Origin of the sequence: Enterobacter sp. BRE11 (assembly GCF_031844285.1) — a bacterium.
Lineage (GTDB): Bacteria > Pseudomonadota > Gammaproteobacteria > Enterobacterales > Enterobacteriaceae > Pantoea.
The window spans coordinates 131,337-153,457 of record NZ_JAUZUX010000003.1 but is presented as its reverse complement, the minus strand read 5'-3'; the positions used below and the strand labels follow the sequence as shown (position 1 = coordinate 153,457).

The window sequence follows — 22,121 nt, the reverse complement described above, 5'->3', positions numbered from 1 at the left end:
GCAAGCATGGCGAATTGAGGAGTTTATGCGCTACTGGGGAAAAGTTATTGGGCTGGTGCTGGGGCTACTTTCCGGCGCCGGTTTTTGGGGCATTGTGTTCGGCCTGGCGATTGGCCATTTGATTGATAAGGTTCGCGGCGCAAAGGGACAGGCCTGGTTCGCGAATAACCAAACCCGGCAGACGCTGTTTTTTCTGACCACTTTTCAGGTGATGGGCCACCTGACCAAATCGAAAGGGCGCGTTACCGAAGCCGATATTCAAATCGCTTCTTTATTAATGGATCGCATGCAGCTGCACGGCGAGGCCCGCACTGCCGCGCAGCGCGCCTTCCGCGAAGGCAAGCAGGGTGACTACCCGCTGCGTAGCAAGCTGCGCGAGCTGCGCAGCGCCTGTTTCGGCCGCTTTGATTTGATTCGGATGTTTCTGGAAATTCAGATTCAGGCCGCCTTCGCCGACGGCTCGCTACATCCGAACGAGCGTCAGGTGCTCTACGTGATCGCCGAAGAGCTCGGCATCTCGCGCATTCAGTTCGATCAGTTTCTGCGCATGATGGAGGGCGGCCAGCAGTTCGGCGGCGGGCAAGGCGGCGGCTATCAGCAGGCGCAGCGTGGGCCGACGCTGGAAGATGCCTGCAGCGTGCTGGGGGTGAAAAGCAGCGATGACGCCACCACCATCAAGCGCGCCTACCGCAGGCTGATGAGCGAGCATCATCCCGACAAGCTGGTGGCGAAAGGCCTGCCGCCGGAGATGATGGAGATGGCGAAGCAGAAGGCGCAGGAGATTCAGGCGGCTTACGATCTCATTCGCCGCGAGAAAGGCTTTAAGTAGCGCGCGGGCCCGCTTAAAAATCGGCGGGCTGGCGGAAGGTCATGCTGTTGCCGAACGCCGGATGGGTGATGGTCAGCGACTCAGCATGCAGCAGCAGGCGCGATGCCCGGGCTTTCGCCTCGGGATGGGCGTAAAAGCCGTCGCCCAGGATAGGATGGCCCAGCGCCAGCATATGCACGCGCAGCTGGTGTGAACGGCCGGTGATCGGTTTCAGCGCCACGCGCGCGCTGTTGTCCTCCAGATACGCCAGCACTTCATATTCGGTCTGCGCCGCTTTGCCGGTTTCAAAGCAGACTTTCTGTTTCGGCCGGTTCGGCCAGTCGCAGATCAGCGGCAGATCGACGACCCCTTTTTCCGCTGCCGGATGGCCCCAGACGCGCGCCACGTAGCTTTTTGACGGCTCGCGCTCGCGAAACTGGCGCTTCAGCTCGCGCTCCGCTGCCTTGGTTAAGGCGACCGCCAGCACGCCGCTGGTGGCCATATCGAGGCGATGCACCGATTCCGCCTGCGGGTAGTCGCGCTGAATGCGCGTCATTACGCTGTCTTTGTGCTCTTCCAGACGGCCAGGCACCGACAGCAGCCCGCTCGGCTTGTTGACCACCATAATGTGCGCATCCTGATAGAGGATGTGCAGCCAGGGCTCGCGCGGCGGATTGTAGGGTTCCATGATGTATTCGCTTTCTGTCTAAAGTAAAAGGGAGCTGTATGGCCCTAAAGATTGTTAACAAGGTGCGGATGCAGGTGACATAGACCGATCGCAAAGACGCAAAAAGCGTCATCCCTGACAGCTCGGCCCGCGCAATTACGCACCTCATCCCTGAGGTGCGCCCGTTACCGGGCCAACGCGCCGCGTTGTTCAAAAACGCTCCCGGCGTTTTTATCCCTTGCGCGGGACGCTTTGCTCTTCGGTCTATGCCACCTGCATTTTGAGTTTGTGACAGTCTAAAGGGCCAAATGGCCCCAAAGATTACTGATGCGTCACCACGATCAGGCGCAGCGCGTCGAGACGCCAGTTGGCCTGGCTGAGGCTCTCCAGCACCTGCTGGCGGTTGCTCTCCAGCGCCTCGATCTCATCTTCGCGGATGTTCGGGTTGACCGCTTTCAGCGCCTCAAGCCGCGACAGCTCCGCGCCCAGCTTCTCATCCGCTTCGGCGCGCGCCGCGGCGATCAGCGCCTGCGCTTCCGGCACCACTTTCTCTTCCGCCTGCACCAGAATCGCGTGCACATCCTGCTGCACCGCGTTGACCAGCTTGCTGCCGGTGTGACGATTCACCGCGTTGAGCTGGCGGTTAAAGCTTTCAAACTCTACCTTGCCCGCCAGGTTGGTGCCGTTGCGATCCAGCAGCATACGGATCGGCGTTGGCGGCAGGAAGCGCGTCAGCTGCAGATGCTTCGGCGCCTGCGCCTCGACCACGTAGATCATCTCCACCAGCAGCGTGCCGACCGGCAGCGCCTTGTTTTTCAGCAGCGACAGCGCGCAGCTGCCGGTGTCGCCGGAGAGGATCAGATCCAGGCCGTTGCGGATCAGCGGATGCTCCCAGGTGATGAACTGGGTATCTTCGCGCGACAGCGCCTGGTCACGGTTAAAAGTGATGGTGCAGCCATCTTCCGGCAGGCCGGGGAAATCGGGCACCAGCATATGGTCGGACGGCGTCAGCACGATCAGGTTATCGCTGCGATCCTCCTGATTTATGCCGACGATATCAAACAGGTTCAGCGCGAAGTTCACCAGCTCGGTATCGTTGTCCTGCGCGGCGATCTCCGCCGCCAGCGCCTGTGCCGCCTCGCCGCCGTTGGAGTTGAGCTCCAGCAGACGGTCGCGACCCTGTTCCAGCTGCGACTTCAGCGATTCGTGCTGCTTGCGGCACTCGGCGATAAACTCATCCAGGCCCTCGCTGTTTTCCGGCGCGGCGAGGAAGTCGATCAGCGGCTGATGCACGCTGTCGTAGATGGTGCGGCCGGTCGGACAGGTGTGCTCGAAGGCGTCGAGCCCTTCGTGGTACCAGCGCAGCAGCACCGCCTGAGCGGTTTTCTCCAGCCAGGGCACCATGATCTGAATATCGTGCGCCTGGCCAATGCGATCGAGACGGCCGATGCGCTGCTCCAGCAGATCCGGGTTAAACGGCAGGTCGAACATCACCAGACGGCTGGCGAACTGGAAGTTGCGCCCTTCAGAACCGATTTCGGAGCAGAGCAGCACCTGCGCGCCGTTCTCTTCCGAGGCGAACCAGGCGGCGGCACGGTCGCGTTCAATAATCGACAGCCCCTCGTGGAACACCGCCGCGCGGATGCCTTCGCGCTCGCGCAGCACCTGCTCCAGCTGCAGCGCGGTGGCTGCCTTGGCGCAGATCACCAGCACTTTCTCTTTGCGGTTGCTGGTCAGGTAGCCGAGCAGCCACTCAACGCGCGGATCGAAGTTCCACCAGGTGCCGCTGTCGCCTTCAAACTCCTGATAAATTTGCTCAGGGTAGAGCAGGTCGCGCGCACGCTCCTCTGCGCTTTTACGCGCGCCCATAATGCCGGAGACCTTGATGGCGGTCTGATACTGCGCGGGCAGCGGCAGGCGGATCTGGTGCAGCTCGCGTTTTGGAAAGCCCTTCACCCCGTTGCGCGTGTTGCGGAACAGCACGCGGCTGGTGCCATGGCGATCCATCAGCATGGCGATCAGCTCTTTGCGCGCCTCAAGTTTGCCGTCGCGTTCGCTGTTAGCGACCTGCAGCAGCGGCTCGATATCCTGCTCGCCCACCAGATCGTTGATGATGTTCATCTCTTCCTGCGAGATCGCTTTGTCGGCCAGCAGCGAGGAGACCGCGTCGGCGACCGGGCGGAAGTGCTGCTGCTCTTCGACAAACTGCGCAAAATCGTGGAAGCGATTGGGATCGAGCAGGCGCAGACGGGCGAAGTGGCTCTCCATGCCCAGCTGTTCTGGCGTCGCGGTCAGTAGCAGCACGCCGGGGATCTGCTCCGCCAGCTTTTCGATAACCGCATATTCGCGGCTCGGCTCGCCTTCGCTCCAGGCGAGGTGGTGCGCTTCGTCGACCACCATCAGATCCCACTCCGCCTCTGCCAGCAGCTCAAGACGCTGCTTGTTGCGGCGCACGAAATCGAGCGAGGAGATAATCAGCTGTTCGGTCTCGAAGGCGTTGTCGCTGTCGTGCTGCGCTTCGGCGTAGCGGTCGTCGTCGAATAGCGAGAAGTGGAGGTTGAAACGGCGCAGCATCTCGACCAGCCACTGGTGCTGCAGGGTTTCCGGCACGATGATCAGCACGCGCTCGGCGCGCCCGGCCAGCAGCTGCTGCTGGATGATCATGCCGGCTTCGATGGTTTTGCCGAGGCCCACTTCGTCCGCCAGCAGCACGCGCGGCGCATGGCGGCGGCCCACGTCGTGGGCGATATGCAGCTGGTGTGGGATCAGGTTGGTGCGCATGCCGCGCAGGCCGCTTACCGGCAGACGATACTGCGCGCTCTGATATTTGCGGGCGCGATAGCGCAGGGCGAAGCGATCCATACGATCGAGCTGGCCAGCAAACAGGCGATCCTGCGGTTTGCTGAACACCAGCTTGCTGTCGAGCATCACTTCACGCAGCACCACCTCGCTTTCATCCGTATCAAGACGCGTGCCGATATAGGTCATCAGGTCATTTTCGTTGCGTACTTCATCGACGCGCATCTGCCAGCCTTCGTGGCTGGTCACCGTATCGCCCGGATTAAAGATAACGCGAGTCACCGGAGAGTCGTTACGGGCATACAGGCGGTTCTCGCCCGTGGCCGGAAACAGCAGCGTAACCATGCGGGCGTCTGCCGCCACGACCGTTCCGAGCCCCAGTTCACTTTCCGTATCACTAATCCAGCGCTGACCTAATGTAAAAACCATATTTTTCTAGCTCGAATTTTTAAGGTGTTTTTGGTGATGTTTCCCCGCCACAGGCAATACCTTTTCCCCAGACAAAGGGCGGTCTGGTCAGGTTTTAAGAGCGGTGAGATGCAGGAAGGGCGCTATGGTACTGGAAGGCAGGCCGTTCGTCACCTGTCAAAAAAGCCCTAGCTGCCCAGTAATCAGTGTAGCAAAGTCGCCGTCGACGAAAGGCAAAATGCCGTCCGCTACCGGCTGCAGCTGCTTGCTGACGTAGTGATCGTAATCCAGCGGCGTGACGCGCGCCTCCAGCGGCTCGGGGCCTGCGGTCGCCATCACGTAGCGGATCGAGCCGCCGTTTTGATACTGCAGCGGACGGTTCAGCTTGCGGTTCTGCTCATCCGCCAGTCGCGCGGCGCGCACGTGCGGTGGCACGTTGCGCTCATAGTCGGCCAGCGGGCGGCGCAGCCGTTTTTTATAGACCAGCAGGTCGTCCAGCTCGCCCGCCAGCAGCCGCGCTACGGTGTCGCGTACGTAATCATGCCAGGGCTCGCCGCGGAAAATGTGACCGTAGAGCGCCTGCTGAAACTGCTGCGCCAGCGGCGTCCAGTCGGTGCGCACCGACTCAAGCCCTTTGAACACCAGTCGCTCCTTTGCGCCGTCGCGGATCAGCCCGGCGTAACGCTTTTTGCTGCCCTGTTCGGCGCCGCGAATGGTCGGCATCAGAAAGCGGCTGAAGTGGTTTTCATACTCCAGCTCCAGCGCGCTCTCGAGGCCGTACTGCTGCTGCAGATGTTCGCGCCACCAGGCGTTGATCTGCTCCGCCAGCCTGCGGCCGATGGCGGCCGCTTCCGCTTCGTCGTGCGGCGACTTCAGCCAGACAAAAGTAGAGTCGGTATCGCCGTAAATCACATCGAAGCCCTCCGCTTCGATAAGCTCGCGCGTCTGCTGCATGATGGCGTGGCCGCGCAGCGTAATCGATGAGGCGAGCCGTGGATCGAAGAAGCGGCAGGCGCTGGTGCCGAGCACGCCGTAAAAGGCGTTCATAATGATTTTCAACGCCTGTGACAGCGGCTGATTGCCCTCTTTTTTCGCCGCCTCGCGCCCCTGCCAGATCTGCTCGACCATGGCGGGCAGGCAGTGGGTATGGCGCGAAAAGCGCGCGTCGCGGAAGCCGGGCACTGAATCGGCATCGTCGGGATGGGCCAGGCCTTCGATCAGCCCGACCGGATCGATCAGGAAGGTGCGGATAATCGACGGATAAAGACTTTTGTAATCGAGCACCAGTACCGAATCGTAGAGGCCGGGACGGGAATCCATCACGTAGCCGCCGGGGCTCGCTTCCGGCGCGACCTCGCCGAGGTTGGGCGCGACGAAGCCTGCGCGGTGCATACGCGGAATATAGAGATGATTAAAGGCGGCTACCGATCCGCCGTGGCGATCCGCCGCCAGGGCGTTGACCGAGGCGCGCTCCAGCAGAAACGGCATGATGGCGGTTTTATGGAAGATGCGCGTCACCAGCTCACAGTCTTTGAGGTTGTAACGCGCCAGCGCCGGCTTGTCGTTGGCGAAGCGCCAGTTAATCTCTTCCATGCGGTGCCAGGGGTTATCGATCGCTTTGCCTTCGCCCAGCAGGTTTTGCGACACCGCTTCCAGGCTAAAGGAGGGAAACGCCCAGAAGGCGGATTTCAGCGCCTCAATGCCGTCGATGATCAGGCGACCGGCCGCACTGGCGGAAAAGACGCCGGGCTTGAAGCCGTGTTCGCGCCACTCCAGCGGCGTACTCTCACGCCCGAGACGCAGCGGAATGACGTAGCGGTCGGCATGTTTTTGCAGCACGCGCAGGTCGAACTGCACCACGTTCCAGCCGATCAGCACGTCGGGATCGTGCTGGGCGAACCAGGCGTTGAGCGCCTCCAGCAGCTGCGGACGGGTATCGACATAGATCAGATCGAAGTCGAGCGCGCTGGCGTCGCCGTTGGGCGGCCCCAGCATAAAGACCTGCCGCTGGCCGCAGCCCTCCAGCCCGATGCAGTAGAGTTCGCCATGCTGGGTGGTTTCGATATCCAGCGACACCCACTTCAGCGGCGGACGATAGTCGGGATGGGGCTTCAGGCGCGCGTTAACCAGCGCGTCGCCCTGCGGCTCGCCGCTGAACCATACCGGCGCGGTGATAAAGCGCTCCATCAGGAAGCGCTCCGGCGGGCGGATATCCGCTTCAAATACCGGAATACCCTGTTCGCGCAGCAGCTTTTCCAGCCGCTGCAGCTGGCGATACTGACGACAGTAAAGACCGAAGACCGGGCGGCGGCGAAAATCCTTCAGCGCAAGCGGCTGCAGCCGCACCTGACGCTCGTCGCGCAGCAGCGCTTCCACCTGCGACTGATAGTCGCACGGAATAAAGGCGACCGACTCCTGCACCGGCAGCATCAGACGCTGCGGGCCACTGTCCGTTGCCAGCCAGAAAACGATTTCGGTGCCCTGGGCGCTGTCGCGCCAGTGGCGGGTAAGCAGGAATCCTGCGCGAGGCGTATTCACATCGGCTCCAGACGAAAAAACAGCCAGAGTATAACATGGTTATTTATCCAGTGCGCGCGGCGGCTTTTGTCAATATTGCCCTACAATTCTTACCTTGACGCTGTCGTGCCGCCTCTGGACAATCCAGCATCCAAAGTATGAGTAAGGACGGTTATGGAAGCCTGGATTCAACATCTGTTTACGCAGTCGCTGGAGTACGCGCTGATCGCCGTTGCGCTGGTGACCTTTCTTGAATCGCTGGCCTTTGTCGGCCTGCTGCTGCCGGGCACCGTGATGATGGCCAGCCTGGGCGCGCTGGTCGGCAGCGGACAGATTGGGCTCTATCCCGCCTGGGCGGCGGGCTTTGTAGGTTGTCTGCTGGGCGACTGGATCTCATACGGCATCGGCTGGAAGTTTCAGGGGCCGCTGCACCGCTGGAAATATTTGCAGAAATACAAAGGGCTGCTGGATAAAACCGAGCACGCGCTGCATCAGCACAGCATGTTCACCATTCTGGTCGGACGCTTCGTCGGGCCGACGCGTCCGCTGATCCCGCTGGCGGCCGGCATGCTCGAGCTGCCGGTGCGCAAGTTTCTGCCGCCGAACCTGATTGGCTGTGTGCTGTGGCCGCCGCTCTATCTGCTGCCGGGTATTCTGGCGGGCGTGGCGATCGACGTGCCGAAGGACGCGCAGAGCGGCGCGTTTAAATGGCTGTTGCTGCTGGTGGCGCTGCTGGTCTGGCTGGGCGGCTGGCTCGGCTGGCGCTGGTGGCGCAGCGGCAAGAGCCGCGACTGGGCGACGGCTTATCTGCCGCCCGCACGCCTGCGCTGGCTGGCGCCGCTGGGCATCGCTGTTGCGGTCGCCGCCTTCGCGGCGATCCAGTTCCACCCGATGATGCCGCTATTCCGCCAGCTGTTATGGCAGGTGTTCTTTGCCTGACGCGCGCGCGACGCCCAGCACGTCGGCCTCGCGCGTGCTGCCCGACAGCAGCGTTTCGGTCGCGCCGTCCCAGTAGACGCGGCCATCGACGATCACCAGGCTGCGCGGTGCAATCTGCTGCGCATCCTCCAGGCTGTGCGACACCATTAGCAGGGTGATCGCCCGCGCCTCGCAGACGCGCCGCACCAGCTGCAGCATCTCGTTACGCAGCGCCGGATCGAGCGCCGAGAAGGGCTCGTCCAGCAGCAGCACTGGCCGGTCGCGCAGCAGACAGCGCGCCAGCGCCGCACGCTGGCGCTGGCCGCCGGAGAGCTGGCCCGGCAGGCGCGTCAGCAGGTCGCTTAACCCCACCTGATCGGCAATCTCCTCCAGCTGCCGCCGCTGCGCGGCGTTTAGCTTCAGCCCCGGGTGCAGACCCAGCGCCATGTTCTGCTGCACGCTGAGGTGCGGAAACAGATTGTTCTCCTGAAACAGCATTGACACCGGACGCTGCGACGGCACGCTATGGGTGTGATCCGCGCCGTCGATGCAGAGCTTGCCCTGGCTCACCGGCAGAAAGCCGGCGATCAGGCTGAGCAGCGTACTTTTACCCGCGCCGCTGGGGCCGAGCACCGCCAGCCGCTCGCCGCGTTCGGCGCTGAAGCTGAAACGCATCGGTAGATGCTGGTAGAGGTAGGTCAGATTAGTCAGTGTCAGCATGGCGGCCAGGTAATTTTTCCATCAGGGTAAACAGCAGCAGGCAGATCGCTAACAGCAGCAGGGCAGTCACCGCGCCGTCCGCGCCGCGATAGGCGCCGGTCTGCTGATAGAGATAAAAGGGCAGAGTGCGGAAGTCGGCGCTGCCGAACAGCGCCACCACGCCGAAGTCGCCAACCGAGAGCACGCAGGCGAAGGCCAGCGCCTGCGCCAGCGGGCGCTTCAGCGCGCGCAGCTCAATGAGCCACAGTCGATTCCAGCCTGCGATCCCCAGCGAGGCGCACAGGTGCGAATAGCGCTCGGCGCTGTCGCGCATCGGGTTTTCCAGCACCTTAAGCGCATAGGGGATGGCGAGCAGCGCGTTGGCGAAGATCACCAGCCAGTCGGGTGAGTCGGGCAGGCCGGTGGTGGCGTTGAAGAGTAAAAAGAAGCCGGTCGCCAGCACGATGCCCGGCATCGCCAGGATCAGCATGCCGCTGGTCTCCATCATCTGCGCAGGCAGCAGGCGCTGACGCAGGCGCAGCTCGCGGCTGCTCCACAGCAGCATCAGGGTAAGCGTGACGCAGAGCGCGCCCGCGCCGAGGGCGATACGCAGCGAGGTCAGCGTCGCCTGCCACAGCGCCGGCTGCGCCAGCGCGCCGCCCGAGACGCCGCGCAGCCCGTCAACGATAACCGCCAGCAGCGGCGGCAGCAGCAGCAGCAGCGCCAGCGCGATTAACAGGGTGTCGCCGAGGCGCGCGCGCCGCGAATCGTGCGGATCGCGCCAGCCGCGCAGCTGCGCGCTGCCTGCCGGGATCGCCTTGCTGAAGCGCTGGCTCAGCAGCACCAGCGTCAGGCAGAAGGCGAGCTGGATCAGCGCCAGCAGCGCGGCGCGACCGGGATCGTAGTCGTAGCTCAGCGCCTGGAAGATCGCCAGCTCGATGGTGGTGGCCTGCGGGCCGCCGCCCAGCGAGAGCACCGTCGCGAAACTGGCGAAGCAGAGCATAAAAATAAGCGCGCCGGTCGGCAGCAGCTGACGGCGCAGCCAGGGCCACTCCAGCAGGCGGAAAAGGTGCCAGCCGCGTAGCCCGAGCTGGGCGGCGAGCTGGCGCTGTTCGCCTGGAATATTCTCCAGCGTCTGCAGCATCAGGCGCGTCGCCAGCGGCAGGTTGAAAAAGCAGTGCGCCAGCAGAATGCCCTGCAGCCCGTAGGGCGAGAAGCGGTAGTCGACGCCGAACAGCTGGCAGAGCTGCGCCAGCCAGCCGACGCGGCCATAGACCGTCAGCAGGCCGAAGACCGCTACCAGCACCGGCAGCACCAGCGTCATGGCGCAGAGGCGCAGCAGCAGCTGACGGCCGGGAAAACGGCGCCGGTAGAGGGCGCGCGCCAGCGGTATCGCGGGCAGCAGCGACAGCAGGGCGGAGAGCAGCGCCTGGGTGAAGGAGAAGCGCACCACGTGGCGCAGATAGCTGTCATGCAGCAGCCCACGCCAGTCGCCTGCCGGCGCACTGGCCCAGAGCGCGCCGAACGCCAGCAGCGCCACGCCGCACAGCAGTAGCGCGGCGGCGCTGCCCGGCACCATCCAGAGCGGGATTAGCGGCTGACGGCGCGTTGCCATGTGCTGATCCAGTTCGCGCGCTGCTGCGCCACTTCCTGCGGGCTATACTGCAGCGCGGTTTGCGGCACGCTCAGCGTCTGGAAACCTGCCGGCAGTTCGCTTTTAATCACCGGATACATCCAGTTGCCGGTCGGGATGGCGTTCTGGAAGGCGGGCGTCAGCATAAACTGCATAAACTGCTGCGCCAGCTTCGGCTGCTTGCTGCTGGCGAGCTGCGCCGCGACCTCTACCTGCAGATAGTGGCCCTCGGCAAAGGGCGCGGCGGCGTAGTTCTCTTTCTTCTCTTCGATCAGGTGATAGGCGGGCGAGGTGGTATAGCTCAGCACCAGATCGCCTTCGCCCTTCAGGAACAGGCCGTAGGCTTCGCTCCAGCCCTTGGTCACGGTAACGGTTTTCTGCGCCAGCTTCTGCCAGGCCTGCGGCGCCTTGTCGCCGTAGACTTTCTGCATCCAGAGCAGCAGGCCCAGACCCGGCGTGCTGGTGCGCGGATCTTCATAGATCACGCGCCATTTTTCCGGGCTTTCCACCAGCGCTTTCAGGCTGGTCGGCGGGTTTTTAAGACGGGTTTTGTCGTAGACGAAGGCGAAGTAGCCATAGTCGAAGGGCACGAAGGTCTGATCCTGCCAGCCGCCCGGCAGCGTCAGGCTATGGAGATCGACTTCGCTTTTGGCGAACAGGCCGGTCTGCTGCGCCGCCTGCAGCAGATTGTTGTCGAGACCGAGCACCACGTCCGCCTTGCTGTTCTTGCCTTCCATGCGCACGCGGTTCAGCAGCGAGACGCCATCTTCCAGCGCCACGTAGCGCAGCTCGCAGTTGCACTCTGCTTCAAAGGCTTTTTTCACCGCCGGGCCTGGGCCCCATTCGGCGGAGAAGGAGTCGTAGGTGTAGACGGTCAGGGCAGGTTTTGCCGCCAGCGCCGGCACGGACAGCAACATCAGCAGAGGGAGAATCTGTTTAACCACTTTGCGCTCCTGGGGAGAGTTATTGTGAGTCGCAAAGGATCTGAGCGTAGCAGCCTCTCAAATCCCTACGTCGGTATTAACCGAATCAGGTTCGACGGGTTTTTCTCAGCCTTTTGCAGGCACCCCGTTGAGAACGGCTCATTCTAGACATTTCGCCGCCAGGGGGAAAGCGTCACAGCGTCGGCGGCGCGAACCAGGCGGATTTAAAGTCGAACCAGCCGAGCGTATTGAGCCGCACGCCGCGCATGCTGCGCTGGCCTTCCAGCAGCAGCCAGTGGTGAAACAGGGGATGCAAACTGTCCGCGTCGAGCAGCCGCTTGCTCCATTCGGCGAGCGGCAGCGCGCGGCGCCGCCAGCGCGCGGCGTCCGCTTCCCAGTCGAGCGGCAGACAGTGGTGCAGCAGCGGGATCTCATAGAGCTGGGCAAACAGCGCATACTCCAGCGGCAGGGTGAAGTTGACGCTGCCGAGCCAGACATCGCTTTCTGCTTCGCCCTGATGCCAGGTGTCATAGTCGACCGCGCGGGTAATCAGCCGCACGTTGTGCTGCGCCAGCAGCGGGCGCAGCGCATTGGCGATGCCCTCATGCTCGACGTGCTGGCTGTACCAGGTCAGCGTCAGGCTCTCCAGGCCGGGCGGTCTGGTCGCTGGCGTCAGGTCGCGGCGGTGGTGCCAGCGCGGCAGCAGGCCGTAAGCGGGATACCAGTAGCGCTGATAGCCCGCCTCGGCGCAGTTGAGCAGCGCGATGGGATTCAGCAAATGGCAGAGCCAGCGCCGGACGTCGGCATCGCGCCCCAGGGCGGAGCGCTGATCGAACAGGAGAAAATAGCAGCCCTCTTCAAGGCGGCTCTCTTCCGACTTTTCATCCTCGGCGGCGCCCTGGAGGCGCACGCCAGAGTAGACCAGCTCGTCGCTGATCTCCGGCAGCACCCAGATTGAGACATCGTCAATCAGCGCGCGAAAGCCGAAATAATCGTCAAACGCCTCGATCTTCAGCTGACTCTGCTGATTGCGCACCACGCGATAGGGGCCGGTGCCCACGGGATGTCGCGCGAAGTCGCGCATTTGCGGCCATTCGCGCGGCAGAATCATGGCGCTGACGCTGCCGAGCAGCCACGGCAGCCAGTCGTCCGGCTCGCTGAGATGGAGATCCAGCGTCCAGGGCGCGGGGGAATCGATGCGTCGAATATGGGAGAAGAGCGGCAGCGGGCGCAGGCGTTCCAGGCTCGACGTGACGTCCGCCATCTCCAGCTCGCGGCCGTGATGAAAGCGGATCGCCGGGCGCAGATAAAAACGCCAGTGCAGCGGCGATATCGCCTGCCAGTGATGGGCAATATCCGCCTCGACTTCCCCGTTTTCCTCATTTATGCGCGTCAGGCCGTTAAAAATTTGCCGCGCCAGGTGCGTTTCAGAGCGGCGCAGCGGCGAGCCGGGCAGCAGGTTAAGCAGCGGGCGATAGTAGAGCACGCGCAGAATATGTTTGCCCTGGCGGAAGCTGCGGCCGAGATGGGCGCGGATCATCTGACGGACCTCCGCCTTATCGCCGACCAGCTGCACCAGCTGATCGATACGATCCTGCGCCAGCAGATCCTCGGCGCGCTGCTGCTGCAGCGCCAGGCCGGTGTAGCAGAAGCTGAGCTGTGAGCGCCTGCCGCGTCCCGCCTCGGCCTGCCAGGTGAGCCAGCCCGCCTCCTGCATCGCATTCAGCAGGTTGCGCATATGGCGACGCGAGCAGTGCAGCCGTTCGGCCAGTTCGCTGAGCGTGACCAGCTGGCTTTCCCCCTGACAGCTTTGCCACAGGCGGATGAACTGCTGCTTAAGGCGTGATGAGGACATAAAAGAGGAACTCCCTGTGAAAAGCGCTCAGTTTTTCCTGCCTCATATTAAGGGCAAACTTAGCGCTATTGGAAGAGCGGGAGGCATTCCGCACGGAATGGCGCTCGACCATGATGCCGCTGCGGCGGGATCTTTTCTGAGTAGGGTGCAGTTACACCGCCAGCAGCGATTTTTCCTGCTGGCTTTTTTCTGTTGCGTTAGAATCCGTTTTCCTGTTTTCGCCACTGCAAAGGGATGTCGCTATGAAGCCGCTGTTAACCCGGAAACGCCGTATTAATCCGGTCTTTCTCGCTTTTATGGCCGCCTCTTTTATGATCGGCGTCGCCGGCGCGCTGCAGGCGCCGACGCTGAGTCTGTTTCTGACGCGCGAGGTGCAGGCGCGTCCTCTTTGGGTCGGGCTCTTTTTTACCGTCAACGCCATCGCGGGCATCGTGGTCAGCATGCTGGTGGCGAAGCGCTCCGACAGCCGCGGCGATCGCCGTACGCTGATCCTCTTTTGCTGTGCGATGGCGTTTTGCAACGCGCTGCTGTTCGCCTTTACCCGCCACTACCTGACGCTGATTACCCTTGGCGTGCTGCTCTCGGCGCTGGCCAGCGTGTCGATGCCGCGGATCTTCGCGCTGGCGCGCGAGTATGCTGACCAGTCGGCGCGCGAAGCGGTGATGTTCAGCTCGGTGATGCGCGCGCAGCTGTCGCTCGCCTGGGTCATCGGCCCGCCGCTGTCGTTCGCGCTGGCGCTTAATTTCGGCTTTGTGACGCTTTTTCTGGTGGCGGCTGCGCTGTTTCTGGTCTGTATCCTGCTGATCAAGTTTACCTTGCCGTCGGTGCCGCGCGCCGAGCCGCTGATGAGGAGCGGCGGCATGCCGCTGAGCGGCTGGCGCGACCGCGACGTGCGCCTGCTGTTTATCGCCTCGGTAACGATGTGGACCTGCAATACCATGTACATCATCGATATGCCGCTCTATATCAGCGTCACGCTCGGCCTGCCGGAGAAGCTGGCGGGTCTGCTGATGGGGACGGCGGCCGGGCTGGAGATCCCGGTAATGCTGCTGGCCGGGCACTACGCGAAACGCGTCGGCAAGCGCAATCTGATGCTGATCGCGGTGGCGGCGGGCATTCTGTTTTACGCCGGGCTGGCGATGTTCGCCTCGCAGACCGCGCTGATGGCGCTGCAGCTGTTTAACGCGGTGTTTATCGGCATCATCGCCGGCATCGGCATGCTGTGGTTTCAGGATCTGATGCCGGGTCGGCCGGGCGCGGCGACCACCATGTTCACCAATTCTATTTCGACCGGGATGATTCTGGCAGGCGTGATTCAGGGGACGCTGAGCGAGCGCTTCGGGCATATTGCGGTCTACTGGCTGGCGCTGGGACTGGCCGTCGCGGCGTTCGCCATGTCGGCGCGCGTGAAGAACGTCTAAGAGGGCACTGTTTTTCTTACAGGCAGCGCTAAAACTTAAAACGCGGGTGGCTGGGTCCGAAGAGCAAAGCGGCCCGCACCAGGGATGGTGCGGGCCGAGCGAGCAGGGATGCGTTTAGCGACTTTGCGATCGGACCCTGCCACTCGCGTTAGCTCCTGACCTGCAAACAGTGATGCCTTAATTCAAAAACGCAGGCTGGCGCTGTTCGTAATCGGTAATCGCCGCTTCGTGCTGCAGCGTCAGGCCGATGCTGTCGAGGCCGTTCAGCATGCAGTGGCGGCGAAAGCTGTCGATCTCGAACGAGTAGATTTTGTCGCCCGCCGTCACCGTCTGCGCTTCCAGATCGACGGTAAAACGGATGCCCGGCTGCGCCGCCACCAGCTTAAACATCTCATCCACCTGCTCGTCGCTGAGGCGCACCGGCAGCAGCTGGTTGTTAAAGCTGTTGCCGTAGAAAATATCGGCGAAGCTCGGCGCAATCACTACGTGAAAACCAAAATCGGTCAGCGCCCAGGGCGCATGCTCACGCGACGAGCCGCAGCCGAAGTTTTCGCGCGCCAGCAGAATGCTGGTGCCCTGAAACTCTGGCTTGTTGAGCACAAAGCTGGCGGTCGGCACGGTGCCGGCGTCGTCGTCAAAGCGCCAGTCGTGAAACAGATGCGCGCCAAAGCCGGTGCGCGTTACCTTCTGCAAGAACTGCTTGGGAATAATGGCGTCGGTGTCGACGTTCGCCGCGTCCAGCGGGGCGACAATGCCGGTATGCTGAGTGAATTTTTTCGCCATGATCAAGCTCCTGTCAGTTCACGGATATCGGCAAAGTGGCCGGAAACCGCGGCGGCGGCGGCCATCGCCGGGCTGACCAGATGCGTGCGTCCGCCGCGGCCCTGGCGCCCTTCAAAGTTACGGTTGCTGGTCGAGGCGCAGCGCTCGCCTGGATTCAGACGGTCGTTGTTCATCGCCAGGCACATCGAGCAGCCCGGCAGGCGCCATTCGAAACCGGCTTCCAGAAAGATTTTATCCAGGCCTTCCGCTTCCGCCTGCGCTTTCACCGGACCGGAGCCCGGCACCACCATCGCCACCACGCCCGGCGCGACCTTGCGTCCTTTAGCAATCGCCGCCGCGGCGCGCAGATCCTCGATACGTGAGTTGGTGCAGGAGCCGATAAACACCTTATCGATCGCCACGTCGGTCAGGCGAATGCCCGGCTGCAGATTCATATAGGCGAGCGCCTTCTCGGCGGAGGCGCGTTCGACCGGATCGGTAAACGAGGCCGGGTTCGGGATCGGCTCATCCACGGCGATTACCTGGCCCGGGTTGGTGCCCCAGGTCACCTGCGGCGCGATATCGGCAGCGTTCAGCGTAACCACCGCGTCGTAGTGCGCGCCTGCGTCCGATTTCAGGGTGCGCCAGTATTCCACCGCCTGCTCCCACTTCTCGCTCTGCGGCGCGAACTGACGGCCTTTCAGGTAGTTGAAGGTAGTCTCGTCGGGGGCGACCAGGCCCGCCTTGGCGCCCATCTCGATCGCCATATTGCACAGCGTCATGCGGCCTTCCATGCTCAGGGCTTCGATAGCCGGACCGCAGAATTCGACCACGTGGCCGGTGCCGCCCGCGCTGCCGGTTTTCCCGATAATCGCCAGCACGATATCCTTCGCGGTGATGCCCGGCGCGGCGTCGCCCAGCACCTCGATTTTCATGGTCTTCGCGCGACCCTGCTTCAGCGTCTGGGTCGCGAAAACATGCTCCACTTCTGAGGTGCCGATGCCGAAAGCCAGCGAACCGAACGCGCCGTGCGTGGCGGTGTGTGAATCACCGCAGACGATGGTCATGCCCGGCAGCGTCATGCCTTGCTCTGGCCCGATAACGTGCACGATGCCCTGGAACGGGTGGTTCAGATCGTAGAGCTGTACGCCGAACTCGGCGCAGTTCTTCATCAGCTCCTGCATCTGGATGCGCGCCATCTCGCCGGAGGCGTTGATATCTTTGGTCTGGGTCGAAACGTTATGGTCCATGGTGGCGAACGTCTTCGACGGCTGACGCACTTTGCGGCCGTGGGCGCGCAGACCGTCGAAGGCCTGCGGCGACGTCACCTCATGGATCAGGTGACGATCGATATAGAGCAGCGGCGTCTCGTTGGGCGCTTCGTGAACGACATGTGCATCAAATAACTTCTGGTATAAGGTTTTCATTATTTTATTTTTCCTCGGCGATAAAGCGGGCAATCACGCTGCCCATCTCATCTGTGGTGACGGCGGGGCCATCACCGGCCAAATCTCGGGTACGGTAGCCTTCTTCCAGCGCGCGGCTGACGGCGCGCTCAATGCTGTCGGCGGCGGCGTCCGCATTCAGGCTGTAGCGCAGCAGCAGCGACAGCGACAGGATCTGCGCCACCGGGTTCGCGATATTCTGTCCGGCGATATCCGGCGCGGAGCCGCCTGCCGGCTCATACAGACCGAAACTCTCTTCATTCAGGCTGGCTGACGGCAGCATGCCCATCGAGCCGGTGATCATCGCGCACTCGTCAGAGAGAATGTCGCCGAAGAGATTGGAGCAGAGCAGCACGTCGAACTGCGACGGGTCTTTAATCAGCTGCATGGTGGCGTTATCGATATACATATGGCTCAGCTGCACGTCGGGATAATCCTGCGCCACTTCATTAACGATTTCGCGCCACATCACCGAGGTTTGCAGCACGTTGGCTTTATCGATAGAGGTGACTTTATTGCGACGCTTGCGCGCCGACTCAAAAGCGATGCGGGCGATGCGTTCAATCTCGAAACGGTGATAAACCTCGGTGTCGAAGGCGCGCTCATGCGGACCGCTGCCTTCACGACCTTTCGGCTGGCCGAAGTAGATACCGCCGGTGAGCTCGCGCACGCACAGAATATCGAAACCTTTTGCGGCGATATCGGCGCGCAGCGGACAAAAAGCTTCCAGCCCCTGGTAGAGCGCGGCGGGACGCAGGTTGCTGAACAATCTGAAATGCTTGCGCAGCGGCAGCAGCGCGCCGCGTTCCGGCTGCGCGGCGGGCGGCAGATGCTCCCATTTCGGGCCGCCGACTGAGCCGAACAGGATCGCGTCGGCCTGCTCGCAGCCTGCGACGGTCGCAGGCGGCAGCGGTTCACCGTGACGGTCGATGGCGATGCCGCCAACGTCATACTCGCTGGTGGTAATACGCATATCAAAGCGGTGACGAATGGCGTCCAGCACTTTCAGGGCCTGCGCCATCACTTCCGGGCCGATACCGTCGCCGGGCAATACTGCGATATGAGAAGAGGTAGACATAGTTACACCGTTTCCTTCTGAAATTTGCGCTGCAATTCTTTTTCGACTTCTTTGGCGCGCCAGATATTGTTCAGCGCGTTCACCATCGCTTTCGCGGAGGATTCGACGATATCGGTCGCCAGACCCACCCCGTGGAATTTGCGGCCGTTATAGTTGACCACGATATCCACCTGGCCCAGCGCGTTTTCGCCGTGGCCTTTCGCCGTTAACTTGTAGTTCACCAGCTCGGCTTCGAAGCCGGTAATGCGGTTGATCGCCTGGTAAACCGCGTCGACCGGGCCGTTGCCGGTGGCAGCGTCCGCTTTGGTCTCTTCGCCGCAGCCCAGCTGTACCGACGCGGTCGCCGTGACGCTGGAGCCGGTCTGCACGTTGAATTCGTTCAGCTGGAAATACTCTGGCTCTTCATGCTGCTTGTTGATAAAGGCCAGCGCTTCCAGATCGTAATCGAACACCTGGCCTTTCTTGTCGGCCAGCTTCAGGAAAGCGTCATAAAGCGCGTCCAGGCTGTAGTCGCTCTCTTTATAGCCCATCTCTTCCATGCGGTGCTTCACCGCAGCGCGGCCGGAGCGCGAGGTCAGGTTCAGCTGGATTTTGTGCAGGCCGATCGACTCCGGCGTCAGGATTTCGTAGTTCTCACGGTTTTTCAGCACGCCGTCCTGATGAATACCGGAGGAGTGGGCAAAGGCGTTAGAGCCGACCACCGCTTTGTTCGCCGGGATCGGCATATTGCAGATCTGGCTGACCATCTGGCTGGTGCGGTAGATTTCCTGATGCTGGATGTTGGTATGCACGTTCAGGATCTGCTGGCGGGTTTTAATCGCCATGATGACCTCTTCCAGCGCGCAGTTGCCGGCGCGCTCGCCCAGACCGTTCAGCGTGCCTTCCACCTGGCGTGCGCCCGCCTGCACGGCCGCCAGCGCGTTGCCGGTCGCCATGCCTAAATCGTCATGGGTGTGCACCGACAGAATCGCTTTATCGATATTGGGCACGCGATTAATCAGCTGGCTAATGATGCTGGCGTATTCGCCCGGCAGGGTGTAGCCCACGGTGTCCGGAATGTTGATGGTGGTGGCGCCGGCGTTAATCGCTGCCTCCACAACACGACACAGATCGTCGATAGGCGTGCGGCCGCCATCTTCGCAGGAGAACTCCACGTCGCTGGTGTAGTTGCGCGCACGCTTCACCATGTGCACCGCGCGTTCAATCACCTCTGGTAAGGTGCTGCGCAGTTTGGTGGCGATATGCATTGGCGAGGTGGCGATGAAGGTGTGGATACGATAGGCCTCCGCCACGCGCAGCGCTTCATAGGCGGCGTCGATATCTTTCTCGACGCAGCGCGCCAGCCCGCAGACGCGGCTGTTTTTAATGGTGCGCGCGATGGTCTGTACGGATTCGAAGTCGCCCGGCGACGAGACCGGAAAACCGACTTCCATCACGTCGACGCCCATGCGCTCCAGCGCCAGTGCGATCTGCAATTTTTCTTTCACACTCAGGCTGGCCTGTAATGCCTGCTCACCGTCGCGCAGAGTGGTATCGAAAATAATGACTTGCTGGCTCATCGTATTCATCCTTATGCGTTAACTTCACCGTGCAACGAGCATAAAAAAACCCGCGCAAGGCGCGGGTTTTTAGCTTTCAGCAGGTTCGAATCAGTGTTTGATTCTGCCCACGAGTCTACCGCGCAAACTGAATGCGTTAAGTAGTAGACCGAGTAGGCGGAATGAATGAAACATGGATTCGAACCTCGTAAAATTTTGTGCTGCACATATTGGTACTGGAATCGCGACGGGATGTCAACCATAAGTAAAAGGGTATTTTCAGCGAACGTTAAGAAAATAATTCTGCGATTTTGCGCCAGATCAGTGGAACAGACAATGTGCGGAAAAATGGCGCGCAGGAGAGGCGGAGTACGGCAATGATTTCACTATATATATTTGATTTTTAATGATTTAAAAGGCGTTATTTGACCGCCGCAGCAAAACCGTTTTGCCGCTGCGTGGCAGCACATTGTTGTGCATTGCCTTTATTTTAGAGTTGATAACGCCAGAAATGAATTTCGCAGGAAAATTGTGGGCTGATGTTGGCAGAATTAATTTTTTATTATTTCTTATAACCCGCTGAAAATGATTTTGTCTTCAGCATTTTCTTCTGCCTAACTTCCGGTGAATTAGATAATTCCTCGCGCCCTTAACTTATCGCGCAGAGGCTTTACGGCCGGCGGAACGATAAGCGCAGATTCTGACGTTTGCCTGCCAGGTTTTCTACGGTTATGGTAATCGACCAACTCTTAAAACAATTAACCAAGCAGATTTCTCTGTATCTGGATGTCGGAAAGGCGTTCCGGCGTCTGCGCATAAACATAAGGTTTTGATCTTAACTGGCGAATGTGGGGCAGGATGCCAGTGGCGCGCAGGAACAGCGAGCGTCAGTGGATTCAGTTCCTCAAGCCTGGAGGCAGAAAATGGAGATGTTGTCAGGAGCCGAAATGGTCGTCCGTTCGTTAATCGATCAGGGCGTGAAGCAGGTGTTTGGTTATCCGGGCGGCGCGGTGCTGGATATTTATGATGCGCTGCAAACCGTCGGCGGAATCGATCATGTACTGGTGCGCCATGAGCAGGGCGCGGTACATATGGCGGACGGCCTGGCGCGCGCGACTGGCGAAGTCGGCGTGGTGCTGGTGACCTCGGGACCCGGCGCAACCAATGCGATTACCGGTATCGCCACCGCCTATATGGATTCGATTCCGCTGGTGATCCTGTCAGGGCAGGTGCCGTCCTCGCTGATTGGCTACGACGCCTTTCAGGAGTGCGACATGGTGGGGATTTCCCGCCCGGTGGTGAAACACAGCTTTCTGGTGAAAAACACCGAAGAGATCCCGACCGTGCTGAAAAAAGCGTTCTGGCTGGCGGCCAGCGGGCGTCCAGGGCCGGTGGTGATCGATCTGCCGAAGGATATTCTGAATCCGGCCAAAAAACTCCCTTATGTCTACCCGGAATCGGTGAGCATGCGCTCCTACAACCCGACGATTCAGGGGCACAAAGGACAGATTAAGCGCGCGCTCAATACGCTGCTTGCCGCGCGTAAGCCGGTGATATACGTCGGCGGCGGCGCAATTACCTCGGCGTGCGAGGCGGAGCTGTTGCAGCTTGCGGAGCAGCTAAACATTCCGGTCACCAGTTCGCTGATGGGGCTGGGCGCTTTCCCCGGCACGCATCGACAGTCGGTGGGCATGCTCGGCATGCACGGCACCTACGAAGCCAATATGACGATGCATAACGCCGATCTTATCTTTGCCGTCGGCGTGCGCTTTGACGATCGCACCACCAATAACCTGGCAAAATATTGTCCGAACGCGACGGTGCTGCATATCGACATCGATCCGACTTCGATTTCGAAAACCGTGGCGGCGGATATTCCCATCGTCGGCGATGCGAAGCAGACGCTGCAGCAAATGCTCGATCTGCTGGCGCAGAGCGAGACGAAGCAGGATCTCGATAGCCTGCGCGACTGGTGGCAGAGCATCGAGGGCTGGCGCAGTCGTAAATGCCTGGCGTTCGATCGCAACAGTGAAAAGATCAAGCCGCAGGCGGTGATCGAAACGATCTTTCGCCTGACTAACGGCGACGCCTACGTCACGTCGGACGTTGGCCAGCATCAGATGTTTGCCGCGCTCTATTATCCCTTTGACAAACCGCGCCGCTGGATCAACTCCGGCGGGCTCGGCACCATGGGCTTTGGGCTGCCGGCCGCGCTGGGCGTGAAAATGGCGCTGCCGGAAGAGACGGTGATCTGTGTAACCGGCGACGGCAGCATTCAGATGAATATTCAGGAGCTCTCCACCGCGCTGCAGTACGATTTGCCGGTGCTGGTGCTGAGCCTGAACAACCGCGTGCTCGGTATGGTGAAGCAGTGGCAGGATATGATCTATTCAGGCCGCCATTCGCAGTCGTATATGGAGTCGCTGCCGGACTTTGTGCGCCTGGCTGAGGCGTACGGTCACGTTGGCATTGCGATTCAGCATCCGTCTGAGCTGGAAGAGAAGCTGCAGCTGGCGCTGGATACGCTGGCGAAAGGGCGGCTGGTGTTCGTCGACGTCACCGTCGACGGCAGCGAGCACGTCTACCCGATGCAAATCCGCGGCGGGTCGATGGATGAGATGTGGCTGAGCAAAACGGAGAGGACATAATT

General features: G+C 61.3%; 17 protein-coding genes and 1 riboswitch. Of the genes, 5 read left to right on the top strand and 12 right to left on the bottom strand.

The genetic code is table 11. The annotated features are described in order from the left end of the window. Positions 1 to 25: 25 nt before the first annotated feature. Positions 26 to 829: a co-chaperone DjlA gene (djlA, locus tag Q9R34_RS04515; protein WP_485892556.1), complete on the top strand. Its 804-nt coding sequence runs from the start codon at positions 26 to 28 to the stop codon at positions 827 to 829. 13 nt (positions 830 to 842) lie between these two features. Here the strand turns inward: djlA and rluA are convergent, their stop codons facing one another. The 3 genes from rluA to polB all read right to left on the bottom strand — a co-directional run bounded on the left by rluA (position 843) and on the right by polB (position 7,220). Beyond that, on the bottom strand, positions 843 to 1,496 hold the full coding sequence (gene rluA / locus Q9R34_RS04510; RefSeq protein WP_485892555.1) for a bifunctional tRNA pseudouridine(32) synthase/23S rRNA pseudouridine(746) synthase RluA: 654 nt from the start codon (positions 1,494 to 1,496) through the stop codon (positions 843 to 845). Positions 1,497 to 1,796: 300 nt separating this feature from the next. Next, positions 1,797 to 4,703, bottom strand: coding sequence for an RNA polymerase-associated protein RapA (gene rapA / locus Q9R34_RS04505; RefSeq protein WP_485892554.1), 2,907 nt, complete (start codon positions 4,701 to 4,703; stop codon positions 1,797 to 1,799). A 156-nt stretch (positions 4,704 to 4,859) separates the two neighbouring features. Continuing rightward, positions 4,860 to 7,220: a DNA polymerase II gene (polB, locus tag Q9R34_RS04500; RefSeq protein ID WP_485892552.1), complete on the bottom strand. Its 2,361-nt coding sequence runs from the start codon at positions 7,218 to 7,220 to the stop codon at positions 4,860 to 4,862. 153 nt (positions 7,221 to 7,373) lie between these two features. Here polB and Q9R34_RS04495 point away from each other — a divergent pair, with 153 nt between their 5' ends. Beyond that, positions 7,374 to 8,138 (top strand): DedA family protein, encoded by a 765-nt coding sequence (locus tag Q9R34_RS04495; RefSeq protein WP_434126303.1) that lies wholly within the window; start codon positions 7,374 to 7,376, stop codon positions 8,136 to 8,138. On the opposite strand, the gene thiQ is transcribed toward Q9R34_RS04495, so the two are convergent. The 4 genes from thiQ to sgrR all read right to left on the bottom strand — a co-directional run bounded on the left by thiQ (position 8,115) and on the right by sgrR (position 13,227). Next, the gene (thiQ, locus tag Q9R34_RS04490; protein WP_434126302.1) at positions 8,115 to 8,837 is read right to left on the bottom strand and encodes a thiamine ABC transporter ATP-binding protein ThiQ; all 723 of its coding nucleotides are present in this window, start codon (positions 8,835 to 8,837) and stop codon (positions 8,115 to 8,117) included. The genes Q9R34_RS04495 and thiQ overlap by 24 nt on opposite strands. Beyond that, positions 8,821 to 10,431, bottom strand: a complete 1,611-nt coding sequence (thiP, locus tag Q9R34_RS04485; RefSeq protein WP_485892550.1) for a thiamine/thiamine pyrophosphate ABC transporter permease ThiP — start codon at positions 10,429 to 10,431, stop codon at positions 8,821 to 8,823. Before thiP ends, thiQ begins: the two co-directional genes overlap by 17 nt. Further along, the gene (gene thiB, locus Q9R34_RS04480) at positions 10,407 to 11,393 is read right to left on the bottom strand and encodes a thiamine ABC transporter substrate binding subunit (protein ID WP_434126300.1); all 987 of its coding nucleotides are present in this window, start codon (positions 11,391 to 11,393) and stop codon (positions 10,407 to 10,409) included. The genes thiP and thiB overlap by 25 nt, the downstream gene beginning before the upstream one ends. 44 nt (positions 11,394 to 11,437) lie before the next feature. Next, a riboswitch (TPP riboswitch) is annotated at positions 11,438 to 11,530 on the bottom strand. Between the two features lie 35 nt (positions 11,531 to 11,565). Continuing rightward, positions 11,566 to 13,227, bottom strand: a complete 1,662-nt coding sequence (sgrR, locus tag Q9R34_RS04475; RefSeq protein ID WP_485892549.1) for an HTH-type transcriptional regulator SgrR — start codon at positions 13,225 to 13,227, stop codon at positions 11,566 to 11,568. Between the two features lie 16 nt (positions 13,228 to 13,243). Between sgrR and Q9R34_RS04470 the strand changes: the two genes are divergently transcribed. Further along, positions 13,244 to 13,504 carry a hypothetical protein gene (locus Q9R34_RS04470; RefSeq protein WP_434126298.1) on the top strand — a complete coding sequence of 87 codons (261 nt, stop codon included), beginning with the start codon at positions 13,244 to 13,246 and terminating at the stop codon, positions 13,502 to 13,504. Next, a complete protein-coding gene (locus Q9R34_RS04465) occupies positions 13,470 to 14,648 on the top strand; it encodes an MFS transporter (protein WP_485892546.1) in 1,179 nt (392 codons plus the stop codon). The genes Q9R34_RS04470 and Q9R34_RS04465 overlap by 35 nt, the downstream gene beginning before the upstream one ends. A 177-nt stretch (positions 14,649 to 14,825) precedes the next feature. On the opposite strand, the gene leuD is transcribed toward Q9R34_RS04465, so the two are convergent. From leuD to leuL, 5 genes are all read right to left on the bottom strand, one after another. Next, positions 14,826 to 15,431 carry a 3-isopropylmalate dehydratase small subunit gene (leuD, locus tag Q9R34_RS04460; RefSeq protein ID WP_434126295.1) on the bottom strand — a complete coding sequence of 202 codons (606 nt, stop codon included), beginning with the start codon at positions 15,429 to 15,431 and terminating at the stop codon, positions 14,826 to 14,828. A gap of 2 nt (positions 15,432 to 15,433) precedes the next feature. Then, positions 15,434 to 16,837, bottom strand: coding sequence for a 3-isopropylmalate dehydratase large subunit (gene leuC / locus Q9R34_RS04455; RefSeq protein ID WP_485892545.1), 1,404 nt, complete (start codon positions 16,835 to 16,837; stop codon positions 15,434 to 15,436). Positions 16,838 to 16,841: 4 nt separating this feature from the next. Beyond that, positions 16,842 to 17,933, bottom strand: a complete 1,092-nt coding sequence (leuB, locus tag Q9R34_RS04450; protein ID WP_048785145.1) for a 3-isopropylmalate dehydrogenase — start codon at positions 17,931 to 17,933, stop codon at positions 16,842 to 16,844. Positions 17,934 to 17,935: 2 nt separating this feature from the next. Beyond that, on the bottom strand, positions 17,936 to 19,492 hold the full coding sequence (gene leuA, locus Q9R34_RS04445; protein ID WP_033749470.1) for a 2-isopropylmalate synthase: 1,557 nt from the start codon (positions 19,490 to 19,492) through the stop codon (positions 17,936 to 17,938). Between the two features lie 90 nt (positions 19,493 to 19,582). Continuing rightward, a complete protein-coding gene (gene leuL / locus Q9R34_RS04440; RefSeq protein ID WP_127908400.1) occupies positions 19,583 to 19,666 on the bottom strand; it encodes a leu operon leader peptide in 84 nt (27 codons plus the stop codon). Between the two features lie 728 nt (positions 19,667 to 20,394). On the opposite strand from leuL, the gene ilvI reads away from it, so the two are divergent. Then, positions 20,395 to 22,119, top strand: coding sequence for an acetolactate synthase 3 large subunit (gene ilvI / locus Q9R34_RS04435; RefSeq protein ID WP_485892544.1), 1,725 nt, complete (start codon positions 20,395 to 20,397; stop codon positions 22,117 to 22,119). Positions 22,120 to 22,121 lie beyond the last annotated feature (2 nt).